This window comes from Nitrosomonas marina, assembly GCF_900111605.1.
In the GTDB taxonomy this organism is placed as follows: domain Bacteria; phylum Pseudomonadota; class Gammaproteobacteria; order Burkholderiales; family Nitrosomonadaceae; genus Nitrosomonas; species Nitrosomonas marina_A.
In genome coordinates this window covers 13,493-36,382 of record NZ_FOIA01000032.1, presented here as the reverse complement: position 1 = coordinate 36,382, position 22,890 = coordinate 13,493, and the positions used below count along the sequence as shown (strand labels likewise).

Genomic DNA, 22,890 nt, shown 5'->3' with positions numbered 1-22,890 from the left:
TGTTCAAGCCATGCTTGCGACAATAAGACGTCTGTGACAATCCGCTCGACTGCCACGCCCTGATATGACGCAACTGTTGTTCCTGTGTTGTCACTCGTCATCCTCCTTTGAAAATGCCCGAGGATAAACAGATCAGATTCTAGTTTGTAGATGGCGGGGCTGGACGGTTACTTATCAGTGTAAGTTATGAGGTGTGTTGTGGTTGTCGGGATGTGCGGAAGATGAGCAGCGGTTTGTACCGTTGCCGGAATTGCTGGCTTGGTACCCATCAAACCGCCGTATCACACGAGTACTTGCCTTATTATCTGGATGAGTTTACCTACCGCTTTAACCGCAGAACATCGCGTTCGCACGGAAAGCTTTTTTACAGATTGATTGAACAAGCCATGCAGATCGGGCCCGTACCGGCAAAAACGTTAAACACTATATCTGGTAGGTAGGCTTCTCATCTGCATAGGCATGGTTTAGTCTTATTACTGTTCATTTTTTTATTCGTTCGCAAGGTTAAGAACTTGGACTGGTTTTGTTTACTTGCCATTTTGCCCCCTCAGTCCGACACACCATGCATGCTGACAACACCTTGGACTACATCTCCTCGATTGAAGCCGCCGTTAAGGTAAGGTCTAAACGAAATGCCATACTGCAATTCATAATGAATTACCAGAAAATTTCGGTCCTGGCTACCGTCTTGATTGCGGTAGTATGTCCGTCTGACCACACGCGTGGGTACACCACGCATTATTGCGACTACTTCACCGTTCAGCTCCGCCCTGAGATCAATATTGGGTCGGCTACCTCGCGTATGAGCCAACTGTTCACCAAGTACTTCGACAGCAGTGTTCTCCATTGAAGTCCTTCCAACTGTATCGGAACGTGCATCTTCGGCACTGAGCACAGGCACCCTCCTACCTCCGGTCGTTTCTTTACCGGACGGTGCCGTCCCACCGCCCATGGTGGTCTCACTGCCTGACTCTGTACTTTCTTCTTCTGCTTCATTCCCTTCTTCGGTTGGCTCTGTATCGGCGGGTTCGATGTCGTTGTCTTCCTGCTCCTCTCCTCCACCCCGTCCAGGTGGTTCCTCTCTTATCCGTTCAAGGAATGTGGCAATGGCTATTGGAATACCTGAAGCCCCACTTTCATATTGCTCCGCATAACGCTGTAATTGTTCAGCACTGACACCGGATCTCACCACAGTCTCGACGATTTCATTAATGTCCTGTACCGATAAATGCCGACCACTGGGTACTCCCGCACGACGCATGAATTCCATATAGGCCATGAAGCGTTCCTCACCCAGACGTTCCTGCATATTTATTAATGCTTCCTGTTCCGGAGTGAGGGATCTACCTCCACCTTCCGGGCATTCAATGTCTTCAGGTCGGACAGTGATTGCGGAGGTATCCACATCAGCAAACACATCATGTAGTCTTGGTGGAATGACTGTACGAATACGGTCAACAATTATCTGAGCAAGAGATGCTGGTAGCTGCCGGAGAAAACCGATGCCGGCGAGATGAGGGGTCAGCCTGCGTAGAAACCAACACGCCTCAACTACCCGTGCCGCAATCTTTTCAATGACTGCTTGCCCCAATGCCCATAAGCAACCTACAGCAGGCGGGGACAAACAGGCTACAGCCCTGATTCCCCAGCGGACCAGATTTACAACCATCTCAATATCCGAGACAATACTTCGTATACGATCAATTTGTTCGATATGTCTTAAATAGGGCCCAAAAGCACTTTCCATAATTTGATCGGCCGTCTGGGTTGCACGTTCTTCAACTTGTGTACGTAATTCCTGAACCTCACGTAATTTTTCCTGTAAGTCTTCAATACGTTCCGGCTCAATCAGCTCGCGGAGTTTATTACTCACCCCTGTTCTCAAAGACTCAATCATTCGAGCCATAGTCTCGCGCACAACAAAAGCCCCAGCCAGTTTGATCACGGTGAATGCCGCGCGGATAGCTGCGCCAGTCAGGCCCGACGCACTAAAGCTTGCTCGTCTGTTCCTAAGTCGTTCACGAAAACGTTCACGAATTCGCTGGTAAGCATTGGCGACACGGACAAAGGCACGGCCAAAGACACGACGAAAGATACCGAAGGGTCTGGAATTCAATCCAGTCCAGAAACGAATCTTACCCACGGTACGCAAGTTTCTTCTTTCCGTCCCACTGATTTCGGGCATATTCAAGCTTGTATTGTTCTGCGTTGCTTCCTGGGCTTCCAATGCTCGTTCGGTAAATTCAACATCCTCAAACTCACCCGTACGCCCAACACGACGGAAGCTTCGGGTTAATCGGGTGTGATCCCGATTCCATTCATCCAATCGAGTCCGATTAAAGGAATCTTCGACTAGGCGACGTAGTTTCTTATGTTTATCGGGTTTCACCACAAGCGGTGCTTTGGTAGGCGCGCCTGGTTTGAGCTTGGTTGCTCTCTGTACCGGCGACTGCATAATGGGATTTATCAAGCGCTGGTTTACTTCAGCACCTAAGTCCCCGACCGGGCGTGGTAATGAGCTAAGCTGCTGAGGCTGATCCGGCACCCAGACATAATTCCAAATCGCCCTGTTACCGGGATCAGCACTGACAAACACTTTACCCATTACCGGTTGACGTGGTACAAAACGCCGGCCATTGTGTTTGATAATGAGTCGACGCGATGACTGTCCCGAGGCATTGGGGTACTGAAATTGCGCAGGGATACTAATGTCACTCGGCGCCATTAAGCCCGTTGTGAGATTCCAGGTCGCACCGGATGGCGAGGTTTGACCAAGGGCAGAAAGTTCGTTGACGTCACGCTGCGCGATTTCATAACCTTGAAGATAGCCTCGCACCTGACCGGTTCCTTCCAGCGCCTCGATAGTACCGTGACTGGGTTTGAGGTCACCTACTTTAATTTCTGATGGCGCCTGATCAACCCGGGTAATATTACCATTAATATGTCCTCGTGGCGCTGCTTGATCGCGATGCGGGAAACGTTGGCCGGCGAAGTTCAAATCCCGGTTGGAGCGTAAATAACGTGCTGTCTGATGACTAGTAAAATAAACACCCACCGTAGTGGAGGCATCATACATGTCGGCCCGGCCTGTTTTATCATAATCCGCCGATAATGCATTTGCATTAGCAACAGGAGCCTCGGTAAAGATGCTATTAGTCGCACCAATATCAGGCAAAATCAAATCATGGTTTTGTTCACCACTACGCCCCAAGGCAAAACTGGCCGGGTCCCAATAAGGTGCAAACCGCTGTACCCGTTTTCCCGAACTTGAAGCCCTTTCTTCAGCACCAACATGACTTGTAATTCTTTTTGGCTGGGTCTGCTGTACTACATGGGCCAGTTCATGAGCCAGTAAAGGTGAGTTCTCAACCGATTTTGCTGCTCCCAGCCAGATGTGATTAGCGTATGTGAAGGCATGAGAATGTAGCGACTGATTTAACTTTTCCGATTGCAAACCAACATGAATACGTACATCACTAAAGTCGTAGTTAAAACGTCGCTCAAAGAAATTCTTGACAGAATTAGGCAACGGCGTACCACCGGACTGCAACTGTCCACCGTCTACGCCCGCCTCCATTTTGGTAGAAACGGATTCGGTTAAAGCCCTAATTCTTTCCTGTGATTTACGTTGTACCTTTTGTTCAGAACTTTGGTTAAACTTTTTCTTCTTTACCAGATCAAACTCACCTTGACTGCAATGTTCGCAACTTTTGCGTCGAATGAAGCTATTGTCCATCGTGAGTGATTCATTGGATGGAAGCGCTGCGGTCTCCGGCATGCGCATTACCTGCTCAGCAACCTGATCAGCCTCCACTTCATATTTGTCATCAACTTCACCTACTCCAACTTTTGCCTGAATTGTTGATTCCTCAATTATTTGTTCAGAAAAAATCTGTTCTTCCGGTTCACCGTTCGCAAGTTGCTGCGCTACTTGATTTCCAACAATGCGATGAAGCATCAGCTCAGGTCCAAGATTTCTTAATTTTTGTTTTACATTATTATTCCTGTTCGCGGAGGAACTGGTTTTAGTCTGAAGTTGTCGGGCAGCAGTTTGCATGGCAATTATTAAATACTGAATTGCATCAGTTGAGGGCGACGCGCTCTGTCTAGATTGGCGTTAATCCATTTGCTATTCAATATCTGCTTTTCAAAATCAAGCCATATGCGTTTGTCCTGTGCACAATTGTAATTTCTGCACACTGTAGGACGTTCTGAATAGATATCGCAACATCGGTCAGCAGGATTATTCTTATGGCAATAACCATTTTCGTGTTGACGATTGTAATAAGGCTGACCCAACTCCCATTTTATTTTCCCTGTTTCAATTTCTTCAACAGTAAGTGCAAAGTGTAATTTACAACACACCGCCTTGCAGACAGGGAGTCGTTCTTGGCAATCAATTTGGACAGATTGACTATTCTGAGCATCGGCTTCAACTTGGATGGCCACACCTAATGACAGGTTTTCACGTCGCGTAAATTGTTCCTGGCGCACCACATTAACAGCCTGCTTTAGACCATCAGGTTCTACTATTCCTTTCTCAATGAGAAAATCAATCAGGCCATATAGAAATGACTCGTTTTCATTAATCCGCATGGCCTGTGTCGTCAGTGCGGTATGGGTAAATAAATGACCATGTACCACCTGAGTTTCCAACTCTGCTGGATCAATTGTCAGTTCTGGATTGTTATTCATAACCTACCTCGCGCAATTTTGATTTGAGTTTTTTGATTTCTTTGTCCCTGTCTTCTATCTGCTGATAAAACCTGATATCAATACCAAGCAACTTAGCAATATAATAGGCTGCTGCATCTTTAACCCGATATCCAAAACTGTTACCTAGAGTTGCTTCCTGACTGCCTTCATACAATATAAGGTTCGTGTCATCCAATAGCGGTATCAAATAGGGAATGCTTTTATTTCCTGTGGCCATCAGGTGTCGGCCCAGGATTTCTCTACCAGCATCGCCCAGTTCATCATCGTGATAGAGAAACCCCCACTGGTTTCCCATCAGCTTAGAAACAAGAACATCATTATTGCCCGTCATGCGTAATGCCTGGGAATAAACGTAGGCTAACGCATCATCATATTCAGATGGGGGATAGTCGGGCTTCTCTTTATATAAAATCTCCGACGCCACCACGCGGGCAATATCTTCAAATTGCTTGTCCTGAACGATACGCTCAAGGTAAGCGCGATTATTGCCATCACGCCAAATTGACTTCAGCGCGCTTTCATCTCCCAGTAAAAATAGCTTGACATATCTTTCATGAGTTATGGCCTCTACAACCTCATTAAGCATGTCGCTATCCATAAACCATCAGGGGCGTTCATCTCTTAGATTGGCTGCATCCTGATCGCTGATCTCGCCGACCAAACCGGTATGCGACCCATCAACCACCCTTATGGTGGTTTGTAACCTCGGACCGGGCAAAACTTCTACTCGTGTTCCTGTGGGTAGTGAAATGGCGGGCATTACAGACCCCTGATTCAAGGTAATGCTGGCCGTCGTCACCTGTACATCCACTAGTGGCAAGTCCACTGTATCGGCACCAGTTGAAGACTTGGAGGCATTCCACAGTTCACCGGCTTTCATAAAGGTCGAAGACGGTACGCCATTGGACACTTTGGCAAAAGGTATCTTATCGAAGTTACCCGCGCTATCCGTACGCCAACCCCAACGTACCGAACCGTAATACATGCCGGCCTGTCGACCTTTTGTCGCAATCGCTGTGGTCTCAAAAACCTGAGCTGAATCTTTACTTACATCAACACTTCCTATTCCTGGAGCGTCAATTAATGTTGCATCTTTGTGATGAGGCCCTGTGGCGTCTGTATAATGATAACCATGTTGTCCCCAACTAGTAGAGGTACTTGGGTCATCTAATGAAGTACTTGGGCGTGTATCGACAGGATAAATAGGATTATTATATGATTTCACTCTATCTATTCTTGTCCCTTCATCGGTTTCACCTGTTGCATTATTTACAGTAATTGCATCACCTGACTGAATTGCAAGTCCTTTATAAAACTTATCGCTATTTATATAAAATCCTGGATTCTTATTGTGTATTGACCTAACCGTCTGGCTCAGACCTATTAACTCTGCATTAACATTATTATTGGCTTTAAATCGTATTTTAATATCCGCCGAACGCCTTTGGCCAGATTGATGTATCGTATATCTATCCGTATCCCATTCCCCGCCCCAGGTATCCACCTTACGTTGCATGACTGGGCGTTCACCTGACATGGATGAAATGCGTAATTGAGAACGCAAATTTAAGGCATCCGAACGATAGCCGGTTTGTTGCAGACTATGCGTCAATTCATGCGCCAGCAGTCTCTTTCCTTCTTCAGTGCCTTGAGAATACTGACCGCTCGCAAAAAAGATATCATGTTCTGTAGTAAAAGCACGCGCATTGACCTCATACGCCTGCTGCTGTGCCCGATCATAATTATGTATGCGTATATGCCCCAAGCTGGCACCAAAACGCGGTTCAAAATATTTTCGTTGCTCATCCGTTAACGGTTGACCACCACCCTGTGATTTTGAGCTCGCAATGCTACTATTGGGAACTGAACGATCAGCGCTTTTCATTGCTACAATCTGGTCAGCGACCTGATCGGCTTCCTTCTCGTAATGGTCATGACTTTGACCCATTGCGATATTACCCATGGCTCGTTGACGTCGCAGGGTTTCATCAGTCTGAGTGATACATGGTGATAGTTCACGCGTTACTTTGTTATCACCCGAAGGCCTCAGGATCAATTTGTTTTTAGGAATAAACCGTTTCCATGCCATAATAGATTTCCTCTCTTACAAATGTCCTTGTAACCAATCAACAAATAACCTCGTCATTGCCGTGAGAGCATTGTTTAATGTAGATACCGAACCAGGTGCCCCGGGTGGGATAGGACCACGCTGTAAGAGCTCTTGTGTCGCAAACAGTCCGGCAAATTCCTCGATAGACGGCAATAAATTCGCCTCAAGCACAGCACGATTCGTGATAGCCGTACCGCTGACTATACCACCGTAGGCTTCAACAAATTGACGCACGCTATTAACCCGTTCACTACCCAATTGCGTTTGAGTAAGACGATAGTACTGCAAGAGTATTTCAGACAAACGGCCTCTAGGCCTAAACGCACGCATTAATTTACTGTCCGGAGTTCCGCCAGGGTTGGCTGCGGCACGTATAGCAAATGCATCCAGATTACCCATCATATCGGTATCACTGGCAAAACGTTGATAATAATCAATTTCAGTCTGCCGACCTACTGTGCCATAAACGGTATCAAGGGTAAAGTTCGCAGCCGCAGATCCGACATCTCCTGCCCAGGTTGCCCATTCCTCATTCGCTAAACCTGTGACAAACACGAATCGGCCAAAATCCAGTTCAACATCTTGCGGGGTTAACATTGAATCAAGGCCTGTCATCAAATGACCCAGATCAATTCCCGCGACCACCTGAGAGCTCTGAAGTGCACCAAATAATGTATTACCTAATGCAGACCGTGGATCATTACCAGGCGTCCAAGGGCGATTAGGAATGACAAAGTTCCACACCCGGTTCTGGCTCGCACTCCAGCTTGCATTGCCATAATATATTTGTCTTAGAACAGAAAGCGCAGTCGTGGCGTGAGTCCGATTAGTCAGTCCAAGTTTCTGTTCCATGCAACGTACCAAAAATAGATATTCATCCAAATTTGAAGCTTGTATAATGGAATCACAAGGATCTACACCGCTTGGTGGTATTGAACGAAAAATAATTCTTACTGCACGGTTTTGTGCCCTGCCTGCTCGTGTAGTATTACTGGCAAGATAATGATTAGGATCAAAACTAAAATTAAATATAATCCTGTTTTGAACATCTGGAGGCAAAAGCGCCACAACAGCATCCGCCCGGTTTTGCCTCAGGTTAAGGTTGTGCCGCGCATCACCGTGGCAATCAGCAATACCTTCTATACCTATACGTATATGAGGATTGCCGATGATATATGACATCGCTCGTTGCCAGGCAGTAGTCTGCAGCGCGCCTGTTGGTACCTCTGCTGAATTTATACCAAAATCCTGGATTATTAGTTCATCATCACTACCTGCAATTCTGGCGTCCACTGAAAGAATACCGTCATTGTCAAGGGAGTCTGTTTCTTCGCCCATTTCGTAGGAAGGACAAGACAGCGTACGCATAATAGTACCCGATTGGGTAGATGAATTTTGTTGAATAACATGCGTCAATTCATGTGCAATCAACCTCTTACCCGTTTCACTCTGCGGTTGATATTGGCCAGCACCAAATACAATATCTTTCCTTAAGGTAAAGGCACGAGCGTTAATACCTCTAGCTAGCGTTGATGCATTAGTATCACAATGTACACGAACACGGCCAAAATCATGCCCAAACCGTGACTCAAAAAAGTCACGACTCGACTTTGGCAAGGGATACCCACCACCTCTTAGGGACTGAATTCCTCTTGCAACACTCGGCGCGATTACGGGTATTTGCCCTGCTGATTTCGCTTGAAGGGTTTCTTCCTCTTCCCCCATCGATTCCTGGCGTTGAATTAAAGGTGTAATCGTTTCATTATTTGGTTTGGTTTGAGCTCTACACTTGGAACATAAGTTATTTGAAATTACCGGGCGGCTTTCTTCTTCCGCTACGCGGTACTCGTTTGAACAACTCGCACAGGTTCGTTGTAGCCGATCGTTTAAATTCGTAATATTTGAAGTTTGGAGTTTGTTTTCACCTGAAGGAAGATTTGTATCCGGCATACACATCACCTGATCCGCCACCCGATCTGCTTCCTGCTCGTATTGATCATTTGGTGAACCGACCTTGAGTTTTGCCTGTATGAATTCATGGTTTGCAAGCATGGCCTGGTTACCTAAAACTCTAGGAATTAAATCTTTAGGAGCTTTTTTACCATTTTTCTTATGCCCTTTAATTTGACGACTTGCTTGAGCGATAGTATGACTGGAACGATGAAGGATTTGCTTAGTGTCATTCACTTTTTTCTCCCAAGGCTTATCAAATTCTATTGCTATAAATCCTTTAACTGTTAAACTTGGCTTCCTTATTTTATGTCGCTTCCGTTTACCTTTGCGATAACTCACGCCCAAAGCAAAAAGCACAATGGTCATAACCCATAGCCAACGCCTGTTCGATAGTATCGAAGTAATGGCGTCTATCTATTCTCAGCTCGGGTATCTGGCAAGCACCGGTTTCATTGTCCAGGTCATGCAGCTCTTCGGTTAAAGTATTGCCCAGATAGCGGGTTAAATGTCCTTGGATGCGAAAACGGTCCGGTGTCAGGTTTAATATGATGCGTCGGTCAATGACCAAATCTGCGGTTTTATCGATGCGTGGATGCGAAAAGTAATTAATCAGCAGACCAGTGCCTGACTCTTCCATGGCATTCAAGGCAAACAAACCGCATTCCCGTATGGACCCTTCCCCTTCGCCGGCTTCGAACCTCATGTTAATAGCCAGTAAAGATGTTGGATCTGTGGATACCTGTCCATTGGTGTCTACATAGTTAACATTATCCGCCTGCACTTGTTTTCGGAACCGTTCATCAACGAATGCTGCATTTTGCCGGTCTACTTGCGGAATACTACTATCCCACTGTATTGACCCCCTGCCGATGGCCATAAACAGAGAACCACCGGTTTGTTGTTCCCTGTTTATTAACTGTGTTAAATAGCTGTAAAAATTAACTGTCAGCATTCAGTTCTCCGATCATGGTTTATTCTTCCGCAGCATACACAATCTAAACAGTAACAGTATAATCAACGTCAGTACTGCTATCAGCCACCATATCCAGTTTGGCAAAGGACACTGTACATCACATTTCCCCTGTATTGGTGTCCCCTGCACAACCGGCGTAACAATGGGTTCACCCGCAGCAGGGTCATACGCAACGACCTGGGAATAAAAGCCGTTGTTATAATCAATGGTTTGACCAATGGGTATTGCGCCTGTTACGAAAAATTTAACCTCTGGTGCATGGCCGGGACCCAGATATTCATGTTTATTATCCATGGGCACGATGTAGTACTCTTTATGTACCAGCTTATCCGTTACGCTAATAACACGGCTGTCAAACGCGGTTGTGGTTGAGTCTACAATGACGGATTTGTGGTATGACAAATTTTTCTGGCGGGTAAACTCGCTTCCTGATGGCGCCTTGCCCTTGGCAAGAAAAGCAAAATTATAGGTACCTTCCTTGTCTGCGTCTTGGTATAGCAAACTGAAAATACCGTCACCCGCCGTGGCATCACCGTGACTACCATCGTCATACAGTTTTAAATTGTTTTCTGAGCGGTTAAAGCCGTCCTTCTCACAAATTTCAAGTAAACGCTGTACTTTGATCATGTGTGGCGGCAAGGTATCTGTCAATCTATTCTGGTCGCCGTTGGTGACCGCAGCCATCGATGTTGTATTAGGATTTACAGTTGTTGTGGTAGCAAATGAGGTCGATCCTGCCGGTTGGCTTGTAATGACGATGTTGCCCGCAGGCGGATTCTTGCCACTTATAATATCTCTTACGTTAATAATAGGCGGAATGTTTGGCGGAACCGATTGACATTTGCTGGTAAACGTCGATGCAAAGGTACCCAGACCTTCGTCAGGCCGTTCGACCCCCATGGTAACTTCCGCGTCAGGCTCTGTAATAGGCTTTCCGTTTTCCTGCAACGAAACTTGAAGCAGGATGTCTTGCCCCTGCCTCTTGGCATTAAATTGCGCGTAGATAGTAGGATCGAAAATCGCAAGATTATTGTCCGCCACTTCCGCCGTGTTAGACACCAGACCAATGCTCTGCCACGTTCCCGCCGGCGGATTATCCACGACATAATAAGCTAGTTCATAGCCTAATGTGGTATCGCGGAAATGATGATATGAGCTATCCGTGGTATCTATGATAGAATTATCCGGACGTTGTAGTCGAAATCCCCTGTCACTGGCGACCGTGCTATGCCATACCAACATAACCACCAATCTCGGCTCATTATTATTGACCGTGAACTGCGCTGTGCCGTTAAATTGCGTCTGGTTCAAATACAAATGACCAAACAGGTTCTCAACGAATGCGGCTACCAATTCTTCTTTGCTCACGGCATTGATATAAGCGCTGGCAAAACCGCCGAAGTCATTGCTAATATCCTGCATCAAATTGGTATCGGCACCGGTATCTGGTTCGTTTTCCAGGACGACAGTATTCACTTCAAAATCCGATTGAGTTAGCGAACCTGGAAACACGTATGGAGTTGCATCGTAGTTAGTGGATGGTACATTATGAAATCCGTCACTCAACAGCAACGCAATACGCTCCGCATCACCGTCATCGAGTCCTGCAAATGCGGTATTTAATCCATCTTTGATAGGTGTACATCCTGTCGGTTGCAGTGAACCTAACGTGCTGGTGACAAAGCCATCCACTGAAATACTGCTCAAGTTTTGCAGACTTCCTCCTATTAAAGAAGATTGTGGCGTAGCTCCGGAACAACTAAAAAACCCGCCCGATGCTGTTGTATACGTCACAACACCTATTTTGTCATTGAAGTAAGGCGAACGCATGGCAAAATACAACTGGCTAAAAATTTCACTGGCAATAATCGCGGAATTCCAGCGCTCGAAATTCTTTGTGCTGCCATCGATGCTATCTTCCATGCTACCGGAGCGATCCAACACTAACGCATAATTAATAGGATTACGCGTTTTGAGATTAGCCCAGCTGGCGATTGCCGCCGAACTGATGCCGGGCGGAAATACACCAGCAGTAGGTGATTCGTTGTTGGTTAATACACGTATGTGCAGCCCAATAATGCTGGGTATATAGCCAAAACCCAGGTCCGCCGCAGTGACCTTTACTTCGGCAATCCATGTGGTGTCGCCAGCATCGGAACCATCGTCGATCATCCATTGCCCCGAAGGAAGATCAACCGCGTTATTTACCGGCTCTCCCACCAAATTGAGATCGGCCACACGTACCCGGTTAGTGGCGGCGCCAGACAGTTGCCGGTAAATGACAATGGCCTTGTCGATATTCGGAGTGTTGGCATGGTCATGATTTAGATCAAGCCGAATCCTTATCTGATCATTATCCGGGTCCACATGACTGTCATTAATTTCAAAATAAAACTGTATTTCTTCGTTCCCTATGACAGGACGGTACGTTTGAATCCTGAAGATACCTTTACCGTTATCGAAGTTTTCAGTAACTACATATTCTGAAGAGCCAACACTTAAGTCAACGGTGCCGAACAAATCACGTTTCGCGGCTATCACATCTACACCATCAGCAAGAACAACAGTGTTATACCATGAGAGCAGCGTTGCAACAGTTAACAAGCTGTAAATAATCCATTTTCGACTTATCATGTTACAGACTCCTTCCTTAGTTTATTTGAATGTAGCTTCGGTGTGATTAACCAGAAATTACTACAAACGGTATATTAAACTGCGTGATCACCGGTGTTGATGGCGGTACACCACCTTCATTAAGTAGTTCCGCCTCCACCACCAGAGTACCTTCAGTACCAATAGTCGGCGCTCCCCCGGCGATGAAAAAGAAACTGGATGTTGTCGGCCTAATTTCACCCGGGGTCGTCAAGTTAATGTTAGATGGCTGTTCACCGCTGGTGGACAAGGGAAACCAGTTCGCATCTTCCCCAGCAGGAGGAATGACATGATGGCTTAATTGGTATTCTTGGGATGTCGTATCCGATGTGTTAATGAGGTTAACGATGAAATCTATTTGTCCCGCATTATCCAAGAAATTCTGTTGTGTCAGTTGTAATTGCCCACTTACCAAAGTTGGCCTGACCCATTGTAAAAATTCCACCGCAACAGGCGGCAAACCGATTTCAAACACAGGGCTGGTGTGAGTAAACCGCACACCTGATTGGTTACGGTCAGCAACAACGGTTAAGGCAAAACGGGATGTCGCAGCGCCCGCTCGCGGGGTAACCGTTAGCATGACATCTCCCTGACCACCACTGGAATCCAGGGTAATTTGCGTACGGTTTAATAAAAAATGCCATGATGTAGGCGCAACGCTCACAACGCTGATATTGTAGATCTCCTGCGCCCTTGGCGAAGAAACTGCACTTTCAATAGTGTACGTAATATTAAATGGCACACCGACCGCTAGGTTGGAAGTAGGCTCTACATTACTAATAACTACCTGCACGTTACCTTCCGGCAAATCATTGAGAGGATCACTCAACCACGCGTTGATTTCTTGTTGCGCTCTCACAGCGCCAATCAGGTCGTTTTGCGATAACTGGTTGTTTAAACTATCTGCATTGGTATTGAGCAACTGATTATATTGATTGATGAAATCGGTCATATCACCAATAAGGTCGGAATCGCTATCAGCGTTGGCAAATGATGTTATTACATTAATAAATTCCTGCTGCAGCCTGTGAAACTCAGTCAATACAATAATAGCATCGTGGTTATTGATATTACCGGTACGGGCCTGCATGGCCGATACAATCGTAAAATTAAGCAACTGCTCGATAATTAATTGAATAAACCGCTCGTTTGACGGATCAGTATACGCAAAATTAAAAATGGCGTTAATATACCGGCTATACAAAACAGAGCGATAGGCATTGAGAACATCGACAAAATCGTTTACGGACAGATGTTCTGCGCCGCGAGTAACAGATATCGGTGTTTTTAAATAACGAGCAACATTCAGATTAAGGACGCGTAAATCCACTAAATCGTCCGGACCTAAGAGATTGTTGTTAGCGGCCAAACGATTAACTGATGCCAAAGCAGCGTATTTATGGCCGGGTTGACGTGTAATTCCTGAAAGATCCGTTACGCCACTGGCGACCCTGACAGCCCATTCCCGTTTCAGTCGACGTGTTGCTTCAATACCAATAGCCTGTTGCACAATCATTTCATCTTCAACGGCATCCACTTCCCGTTCCCAGACATCTAGGTAAACAATATCCTGCCGGTCTGCAGTAACTGGCAGTATTTCACTGACAGGATCAACCCCCCATAACTGCGCCAGTTCGTTGTTCATATATAACAGTTGCGAAGTGTAGGCAATAGTATCTTCAATGATAACTTCACTGCCCTGGACCAGCATACGTCCTGCCGTCTCCAGTGTGCCGTTACCACCATTGATGAGAAAATTATTGCCATCACTCACCATTACCGTTACACCGATAAAGGTGGTATTCAAGACGTTGATCACTTCGACAGCCGTTGCCGCCGTGATATCAGAAAAGTCTGTCGATGCAAAAGTAACGGTTTGGTTAACACCATTGTTTACGCGAACGGTAAAAGTCAAACCATCCGCCAAAGCAAATGGTTCTGTAGCATTGCCGGTAAGCATCGCTGGCGAATCACCGTAGCGTTGAGATTCCGTGTAACCCGGCAAAAACCCGAGAATATTCGCAGCAGTTGATTCAGACAAGATTACTTCTAAACGGGTCAGTTCTATATTACTTGAATCTACCTGAAAAACTAGATTACTGATTCCCGCGCCCTCCAGTGGAACAATACGGAATCCATCATTCTGGTCCGGTACCCCGTCACCAAAAAACCGGCCGACAAACTCGCTGACTTCATGCTTGCGCAAATCCTCCAATTCGTTCCAGTCCGAATCTAGGATTGGAACACCTTGCTGCAGCCGGACCCCGACGTAATGCTTGGACGCGGCATCCATTAATCTGCCAAAGGGATCTCTTGAATAATCTCCCATAGTCTTATCCTTAAAATTTTCTTACATTCAGAAAACCAATCTTACCCTGCGGGTCAGTACATCACCCTGACCGATATGAATGACGCCGTGCCGGACATAGTCAATCATATAATCATTGCTATTTAATTCTCCATACAAAGCAAACTCTCGCAATGGAAAAGTTTCACCTGAACCGATAGGCAAACTATCTCCTTCGATAGTCACACTCACTTCAATCCGCGAATGCACGTCACTAGTGGTATTGCCAGAGATGTCCAGAAAACTGATACTCATTTCGGCATCGGCAACCGCAATATCATGCGGCGAGGAATCCATCAGCGACGAGGTTGATGGCACAGGCGCCTCATAAGGTAAGCTGTCCCAGCTGGTATCACCTCTGCCGAGTGATATACGTTGAATACCGGATGCTGCTTGCCCTTGCATAAACGCCGCCAATAATTGACGGCATTGATCGACTATCACATTGCAACGCCAACCATAATCCACAACCCGACCATCCGCATAAACCAGATGATCCCGATATTTACCTTCAGGTAGAGCTTTTCGAGTCATCATGAGGTGCCTCCTAAACTGTCTGAAAAATCCTCTCCATCCTCAAAGGCGCTTTCGGTCAATGCACTTACAAAATCATCCGCATAGGTTTCGGTGATATAATGCGCTGCGGGGCTGCACGAACGAGTATAGGAATAAACATATTCCGAATGATAATCAGAGTATGGAATAAACACGGCGCGATCTGTAATCGGCATAAACTCTTGTATCACGGGTCGCAGGCGTTCAATTTCCGCATTAACTTCTTCATCGGTATAAGTCTGGGACTGTAAAAACACACCCACCGTATCACGTGCTATACGATTTGTGTCATTACGTACCTCATTGGCCCCGATATCGTAGGTATAAGTCTGATAGTCCGGTTCCAGACCATATTTCTGAATACGTTGTAAATGTCTGACATCTACAGTCGTAGTTCCAGCATAACGTCTATCAAAAGTCCTAGTCGCACGATATGCCTGACTGTCATAACTGCGTTCACGATTCGAATAATAAATAAGCCAAATTCGATCAATGATAGGAATTGCTATTGGTGAACGTTGAGAGTAATCGACGCTACTGACCCGTTGAATCTGGTCCCATGTATTGGCCACGGTATCAGTTATTACACCTGACCAAATCGACCAACCACTGTCTTCACGATTGCTACTCCAAAAGACTTCCAACCCGCTACTCGTTAAAACAGGATAGGCTTCCCGGTCGTGATGATTGTCATCGACAGTGTGCTTGGGTAGCGGGTTGACCGTTCCCCATAAGTCGTCGAAATTGATATCAGTCTTGATGCGATAAACAACTTGCCAGCGGGTGGTACCGGGGGTGCTGATTTCCGCCTGGCGTGACCAAAAAACAAGTATACGTGGCGTACCCGGTGACGGATCGATTAACACCTGAAGGTCACGCATTACAACAGGATCATTACCAGCATCCAACGGGAAAGTTAACGGTTCACCCCAATCAGTGCCGTCGTGCCGGTTATAACGTAATTGCCAGCGATTGTTCACTTTCTCCAGCCAAAACAACCACAGACGACCAGTGCCATCCACCACTGCCTGAGGATAACGCCGTTGTATAGTAGAATCATAACTGCCGCCGCTAACAAAAGGATTGCGAGTTGTATCCGGTGCGCCGGATGTTAGTGGGCTCACATCAGACCAACGGGCATTGTTGCGAGTTTTAAACTGGATGGACCAAATCGGGTTTGCCGGATCGGATTCATCATAAGACGACCAGAATAGCCAAAGATCGTTACCATACTGAACAGCTGTGGGATACTTATATATATAATTACTATCACCCGAAACCACGGGGCTGCTAGCTCCTAGGGACATGGCCTCTGCCGTGAGGTGATAAACCAGCATCCGATCCTGTTGATGCTCAACCAAGTATTGTTCACTGCCATCGTCAATTAGCCAAACATTTGACGATAACTGAGTAACACTTGCAGTTTGCAAAACTGACAACTTGGCCTCGGTTAATGCCTGATACCAACCCTCAGCAATGTTACCGTTTGCCAGCTCACCAGCCAACTCAATATCCATCCGATACTGTGGTGTCGTCTTGCACCAGATCTCCCATTGGGCCTTCCTTTCGGTGTGATAAAAGAACCAACGAAGGCCATTATTATCTACTGCTGTAGAGGGTTTTCCGTCAAATCCATAGTCCAGAGAGAGCAACGACTCCTGTTCAGACCACATACCACCGACATTGCGCTGCAACGACCAGAAATTAAATTTTTCAGGCCTATTGGAAACTGCAATGTTATACACATATTCTTTAGTCTGGCTTTCTAGATCACTGATACGCTTAACTGTCGCTTCCACGGCGGGCAACAGTCCCACGGATTGATAAATCGCAGGTGCGTTTTTTACTTCTTCGCGTTGCTGTATGATCTGACGTTTAAAATCCGTTTTCCAACCTATCCAATCTCCCAGTAGAGGTAGCATGATATCACTAGTCACGTTAACATCATGGGCTTCCCTGAGGAAATGGGTATAGGATTCAATTTGGTCCAACTGTCCACCGACTATATCCAGGAAACGTTTTAAGAACAGACTTTGTTTGTCATAGCGACGATAAATCTCCGGCAGTTGTTCATACATGCCGTCACTATGGCCATTCGGCGAGGTAGATAGCGCGGATATTTTACTGGCGTTATCCAGATCAAATACTGGTGGGTTATTCACATAAGGATATAGGCTATAATAATAAACCCGATTGTCATACAAGCCTTTATCACTTACGAGGTTTTCACTTATCGCAGCCAAATCCACGTTAGCGACCAAAACACCATCACCAGGATGCATAGGATAGGTAGCATCACGACGAATCACATGTATACCAATATACGACATACCCTGCTCGAACTCCCAACGAATATCGATCTGGTGTCCGGCAGGGTGGGGTTCCGCGCTGATGGATTTAAAGCTCACAGCCTAGTACCCTCCATCCAGTTTAATAAGTTTTATTCCACCAAGATAAGTCATATCTTCCGCACTATCGTTAACATCCGAACCTGGGATACGGGCCAACTCACTGTGTTTTAACTGTATTTTGCCGTCATCGTCATCAGGCCCACTTCTGCCCTCACGTTTGAAACTGTGAATCGTGACATAGGTAACACCTTCAATATTTTCAATAGCCTCGTAAAACTTGCTCAGATATATGATCTGACCAAACCGGGTATTGTCAAAGGAAAGTATTTTACCTGCAGCCTCATATATCTTCTGCCTCATCTCGGTTTTCGAGTAATAAGGCTCAATTCCCACAGTAGCGGCAACGTATATTTTCACGTAATCCACATCACAGATTTCAAACAGTGTCGATAGCGGTCGTTTATCTTCAAAATACTCCAACAAGTCAGCATGTAATATATCGCTGACGCGACCACCGCCTTGTGGTGCCACATATAATGTCACTGTATTCCAATTGGTAGACACGGCACGCACTTTTCCCACACCGTTGAATTTGAGCGCGATACTCTCACAGTCCAGTTGGGTGACCGCTCGCTTCAGGGAACGAAAGACATTGGGAGCATGGCTCACCGCATGTGCGATGGTTTCCCGATCCGAGCCACCAGTGGCGGCATCATTATTTATCACTCTGGCCGACACCAGATTTAGCGCGGGGGAATCGGTAATGGTAGTAATTGTCTTGGCGGCGACATTTCCCATGGCTCCGCCACCAGTACGATACTGGACTTTAATCACCGCACCCACAGCCGGGATAGCGCCGACCCCATTACCGCCAAAGATCACGGTTGCCAGATCGTTTTCATCAATTTCTATGATATAGTCTTTGGCATCTTCCAGGCTGAAGGCCAAGGTACTCTGCAAACGCCAATCTTCATCAATGACCCCGCTGGTATCGGTCCAGAGTTTAAAATCTGGGTTAATTTCTCCATTGCCTTCGGTGCGCAGGATCAGACGAGGAAAATTGAGGATAAATCGCTGTCCTGCAGTTCCCAGAGAAGTACCGATTATATCTTCTTTGATCAAGGTGCCTTCCTCCACCTGGATATCAACATGCTTCCTGCCGGTCTCATCATCCACGGTCAGGGTACTGCAATCGATAGGCGGCACATCTTCAACGCACTCGAAACGTACACTGGCTGAAGTTTGACTACTCTTAGTGGCGAAGGAGTCACCCCTGGACACGATTACGACATCCGTACAAACCGCCGGAAACTGTATGGTCAACGTCGTCGAAGCCGGTGTCGCCGTGGATAGTCGATAGCCGATTAATCTCAAATGTTGAATAATGCTCTTTCTTTCTTGAGCCGTCGTTAAAAAGCTCTCATTAACAATTCGGTCTTGGTAATAACTGAGGATATCCCCCATATGAGAAAAAAGCTGTAACAACACATTGCCAAAATCCGCCTCGCGATCATAATCTGTCCATTCCGGCATGAGTTCGGGAATAAGTCGACGCATGGAAAGAAGGAAGCTATCGTAATCACGCGACATATAGTCAATGACTTTACCGTTCTTTGTATTTTTCAATTCCATTTCGTTTTTCTCTTATTTAAATTGAATACGTGTTGCCTGTTGTTGCAAATCCTCTTTATTGGTATACAATATCTCTATATTTATAAAATTGTTATCAGGGTTAATAGAAACGGAGTTAGTGATAATTTCATCTCCCAACCAGCGCGACAAAGCTTGACCGATAGTAAACTGCATAGCAGCACTCAATACCGTACTGTTGGGTTCAAATACCAAGTTAAACAAACCACAACCAAACTCCGGCTGGTTGACACGCTCTCCAGGGGCAGTAAACAGTACCTGGATAATCTTATTACGTATTGCCTCATTACCTCCTCTGGAAGTAATACGTCCCACGTGGTTCACATTCATGGGAAAAGCAAATGATCTCTTTTCCTGTAACATAATTAATCAACACTCCCGGTACCGACTACCTGATTGAATACGACATTGGTTGCTGCGCTCGATGTTGTTAAGTTATGGGTGTGCCCCACTCCACCGTTGTCCGTATCATCATTGATGTTAATAACCACATTACCATTCGTCTGTATATTCTGTATATCTAAATTATGCCTTAAATGTTCTACAACACCGCTGGCAATGGCGTAAGATAATTTTTGCCAACCCTCTCTGGCCTTTTCCAGTGCCTTAACCGCACCATCCCGGGTGTCATCAGTCGCTTCATCAACAGCCTGCTGTAGAGGTGGAGATAACAACTCATCCATAACCTGATAAATATCACTACTCATTCCGCCTAAAGTAATATTCGCTCCTACTTTTGAGCCGTAAGACATACTCATGTCATTCCACCTTATGCTTCATTGATTTAACACCTGCTTCCACAAACATGATGGGCGAAGTCGGAGGTGAAGTCGGTGCCCCCATGTTTCCCAAGTGAGTATGGGTCGCCAAAGTATTTACCAGCGAACTAAAATTTGACAAAAAAGTATTTCCTAAAAGAAACGGTTCACTGGCACCGTCACTACCGACTTTAATACCGCCCGATTCAAGGATTATCTTATTACCACTAGATTCCTCAACAGTAATGCTACTACCTTCCATGATCACTTTATTACCATTAGCATCCTCGATAATGGTGCCATCTTTATCCATGATCATGGCATTTCCGTTTGCCCCATCGGTAATAATGACACCCTCCTTATCCAGTTTAATAACATGGCCATTTATCGCTTCATTAATCAGAATCATTTCCTCATCGTCTTTGTCTTCAATCTGAATAGAATGCCCTTTTAATGTCTTGATGATCTTGCGCGTAGGTTGTTTTTGTATATCTTGTTCGGTGCCATCTGCCCCATTGGTTTTGGGTATTTCACTTTCACCACCCGGTTTGCTCCAGAAAGTACCTGCCCAGATGGGGCACTCCAGGTCACCTTCTTCGAATTCTATCCACACGCCAGCATCAACTTCTGGAATAAAAAACATACCTTGGTTGACATTGCCACCAAAAGGCAAGCAAGGCAATGCCCATCCAGTAACCACATCATTACCTAGTACACTAGGCACTCTTACCCTCAAACGACCAAGCTGTTCCGGATCCTCATTTTCTACTACAAAGCCTCTATACTTACCATAGAACTGGCGCTCCATTTTTTGCATAATACTGGCGACTGTTTGCTCAAGGTTCATAAAAACTCCTACTAGACTCCAACTAACAAGCCATTTCCCACATTAAAGTTCTCTGTACCTAGAGTGTGCAGACCGTTGCGCTTAGCCTTCATATATTGTGTATATCCACTCGAGGTGAAAACATGTGTAACATGAGTAACATAATACAAACCACTATAAACCTCACCGATACCTTTTATGGTAACCGGCTTTCTGGGTAACAATACGTGCCCATAATTATTGGCAAGTATCTCTCCTTCTGCACTGACAAACCATTCGGCCTTTTCATAAATACCCTGACATAATGCCTTCATCTCGGCATTACCGGAGGTACTATTCATACTTACATATACTTGACCAGAATCCATCCCCAAACCCAGCAGGCCATTGGCATCCGTACTACCCAACTTCATTAATGTACTTGACTCCACGTTGACTTCATAAACTTCCTTATTCAGCCTGTCGATCTGATACATGCTGACTTTGGTCGGCATTGTTGCGTCTACAGTTAATGAAAAATTCGTCATCGTTGTCTCATTGCCGAAATGCACAGCCAATACAGGTTGCGCATCGTCATCTACCGCTGGCGATTTAAAATAACCGCTACTACTCTGGACATAGACCTCATAACCATTGCGCAATGCGAGCCGCTTCAGGAATTGCATATCTGTTTCACGTTGAATAATCGTGGATATTGCCTCATCATGCACCAAGGTAGTATCTTCCACATCGGGTGTCAGACCGTAGCTTCGAAATATTTCTGTTGCGATATCACTGTCTTTCTTGTTTGGCCAGACCTTTAATATCTCAACCCTATCCAACAGCACGCTGGCGTCCATACCCCAGATCTCGATAGTCGCATCTTCAGGATTGGCCGAAAAATCAGGTTTAATTTGTGTGATATAACCGGATATCAATTCTTCTGAATTATCTTCAAACCCAGCAGTAATCGTTACTGGCTTCCAAGCAGCAATCCGATCATCATTAAGAATGGACCACTCCCCATCCAGCGCCAACATGGTCAATTTGATATAAAAACTAGAAGCCAATTCATCATCAAGTTCGACTTCCAAACAAATCAAATCCGTATAAAGCTCTTCGAGCTCTTCACCTTCAATTTCAATCTGTAAGAAATCATGTTGCATAATGTTCAACCAAAATATTTTGCTGGTATAGCTATTTTTTTGCCGACTCGACCAATGAATTCATGACTATCTACGTTGAAGCCAGCAGACTGTATATCATCCAGTAACTCCTCCGATGCAATTGAATTCTCGTTATAAATAATTTCCACCATCCAGGTATGAAAGACCGTTGCCTCAAAGAGACTAACTTCATCAGGCACAGGATCATCATTTAAAGTCAATACATAAGCATAAACAATCTGGTTCTCAAGATCATCGACATACCAGAGATTATCACCATCCTTAGTAACCCTGATTGCACCACCCAGAGTTATCCCCCCTGGACTCAGAAAAGTATCCAAAGCAGGAGAAATGGTTTGCATCCGTACGGCCTGATCAAATAACACTTCATCTGTGTCGGGATCAAATAACACTTCATCTGTGTCGGGTATTGTGGCAAAAGACGACATTACACTATATGTTAACTGTCTATGCACTTTGGTCTGCCCATTCTCACCATGCAGTATCTGTTGGACACCTATTTTCCGATGCAGTGAAGAAAACAATGCAACCCACTCGGGTTGATATCCTTGGAAAGAAACAACTACCCGCAAGTGCTTGATGGGTGATGTACCTAGCAATTCCTTTGGTGAGAAAAATGCAGGATTGGCATCACAGATGTGCCACCAAAGTTTGGACTGTCTCAAGAACTTATAAGCTAAATGATCAATTCGGTCACCCGATTCAATCTGATAAAATACCTTACCTTCAGTTTTAGGCTGAACTCTCAGCTGTTTGCCATTAATCGTAAGACCATCACTTCGCCTGATAGCCAATTTATCCAGTTTGTAATAACGAGATCGTTTATTAAACAT

General features: G+C 45.5%; 17 protein-coding genes and 1 pseudogene. 1 reads left to right on the top strand and 17 read right to left on the bottom strand.

The annotated features are described in order from the left end of the window. Positions 1-94 (bottom strand): IS66 family insertion sequence element accessory protein TnpA (tnpA, locus tag BMY62_RS16765; protein WP_442753239.1); only part of this gene is annotated, 94 nt, incomplete at its 3' end. A gap of 163 nt (positions 95-257) precedes the next feature. Between tnpA and BMY62_RS13150 the strand changes: the two are divergent. Further along, a pseudogene (locus BMY62_RS13150) lies at positions 258-440 on the top strand (IS1595-like element ISUnb3 family transposase); the annotation flags it as partial. Positions 441-547: 107 nt separating this feature from the next. On the opposite strand, the gene BMY62_RS13145 reads toward BMY62_RS13150, so the two are convergent. The 16 genes from BMY62_RS13145 to BMY62_RS13070 form a co-directional block, all read right to left on the bottom strand. Beyond that, on the bottom strand, positions 548-3,958 hold the full coding sequence (locus tag BMY62_RS13145) for an eCIS core domain-containing protein (protein WP_177170392.1): 3,411 nt from the start codon (positions 3,956-3,958) through the stop codon (positions 548-550). A 107-nt stretch (positions 3,959-4,065) separates the two neighbouring features. Next, positions 4,066-4,695 (bottom strand): YkgJ family cysteine cluster protein, encoded by a 630-nt coding sequence (locus tag BMY62_RS13140; protein WP_090660850.1) that lies wholly within the window; start codon positions 4,693-4,695, stop codon positions 4,066-4,068. Further along, positions 4,688-5,302, bottom strand: coding sequence for a hypothetical protein (locus BMY62_RS13135; protein WP_143058818.1), 615 nt, complete (start codon positions 5,300-5,302; stop codon positions 4,688-4,690). Before BMY62_RS13135 ends, BMY62_RS13140 begins: the two co-directional genes overlap by 8 nt. A gap of 18 nt (positions 5,303-5,320) precedes the next feature. Then, positions 5,321-6,805, bottom strand: a complete 1,485-nt coding sequence (locus BMY62_RS13130) for an eCIS core domain-containing protein (RefSeq protein WP_090660844.1) — start codon at positions 6,803-6,805, stop codon at positions 5,321-5,323. 15 nt (positions 6,806-6,820) lie between these two features. Further along, a complete protein-coding gene (locus BMY62_RS13125) occupies positions 6,821-9,145 on the bottom strand; it encodes an eCIS core domain-containing protein (RefSeq protein ID WP_218142985.1) in 2,325 nt (774 codons plus the stop codon). Further along, complete coding sequence (locus BMY62_RS16360; RefSeq protein ID WP_090660840.1) at positions 9,099-9,731, bottom strand: hypothetical protein; 633 nt, start codon at positions 9,729-9,731, stop codon at positions 9,099-9,101. Before BMY62_RS16360 ends, BMY62_RS13125 begins: the two co-directional genes overlap by 47 nt. Before the next feature lie 12 nt (positions 9,732-9,743). Then, positions 9,744-12,386 carry a vWA domain-containing protein gene (locus BMY62_RS13115; RefSeq protein ID WP_090660837.1) on the bottom strand — a complete coding sequence of 881 codons (2,643 nt, stop codon included), beginning with the start codon at positions 12,384-12,386 and terminating at the stop codon, positions 9,744-9,746. Between the two features lie 46 nt (positions 12,387-12,432). Continuing rightward, positions 12,433-14,733, bottom strand: a complete 2,301-nt coding sequence (locus BMY62_RS13110) for a hypothetical protein (RefSeq protein WP_090660835.1) — start codon at positions 14,731-14,733, stop codon at positions 12,433-12,435. Positions 14,734-14,760: 27 nt separating this feature from the next. Next, on the bottom strand, positions 14,761-15,288 hold the full coding sequence (locus tag BMY62_RS13105) for a hypothetical protein (RefSeq protein WP_090660832.1): 528 nt from the start codon (positions 15,286-15,288) through the stop codon (positions 14,761-14,763). Continuing rightward, on the bottom strand, positions 15,285-17,714 hold the full coding sequence (locus tag BMY62_RS13100; protein WP_090660828.1) for a hypothetical protein: 2,430 nt from the start codon (positions 17,712-17,714) through the stop codon (positions 15,285-15,287). Before BMY62_RS13100 ends, BMY62_RS13105 begins: the two co-directional genes overlap by 4 nt. 3 nt (positions 17,715-17,717) lie before the next feature. Further along, on the bottom strand, positions 17,718-19,214 hold the full coding sequence (locus BMY62_RS13095) for a baseplate J/gp47 family protein (RefSeq protein ID WP_218142984.1): 1,497 nt from the start codon (positions 19,212-19,214) through the stop codon (positions 17,718-17,720). A gap of 87 nt (positions 19,215-19,301) precedes the next feature. Continuing rightward, positions 19,302-19,670 (bottom strand): GPW/gp25 family protein, encoded by a 369-nt coding sequence (locus BMY62_RS13090; RefSeq protein ID WP_218142983.1) that lies wholly within the window; start codon positions 19,668-19,670, stop codon positions 19,302-19,304. Between the two features lie 2 nt (positions 19,671-19,672). After that, the gene (locus BMY62_RS13085; protein WP_090660822.1) at positions 19,673-20,065 is read right to left on the bottom strand and encodes a hypothetical protein; all 393 of its coding nucleotides are present in this window, start codon (positions 20,063-20,065) and stop codon (positions 19,673-19,675) included. A gap of 1 nt (position 20,066) precedes the next feature. Beyond that, positions 20,067-20,912 (bottom strand): phage baseplate assembly protein V, encoded by an 846-nt coding sequence (locus tag BMY62_RS13080; RefSeq protein ID WP_090660819.1) that lies wholly within the window; start codon positions 20,910-20,912, stop codon positions 20,067-20,069. Positions 20,913-20,923: 11 nt separating this feature from the next. Next, on the bottom strand, positions 20,924-22,036 hold the full coding sequence (locus BMY62_RS13075) for a phage late control D family protein (RefSeq protein WP_090660817.1): 1,113 nt from the start codon (positions 22,034-22,036) through the stop codon (positions 20,924-20,926). Positions 22,037-22,041: 5 nt separating this feature from the next. Beyond that, positions 22,042-22,890 (bottom strand): hypothetical protein, encoded by an 849-nt coding sequence (locus tag BMY62_RS13070; protein WP_090660814.1) that lies wholly within the window; start codon positions 22,888-22,890, stop codon positions 22,042-22,044.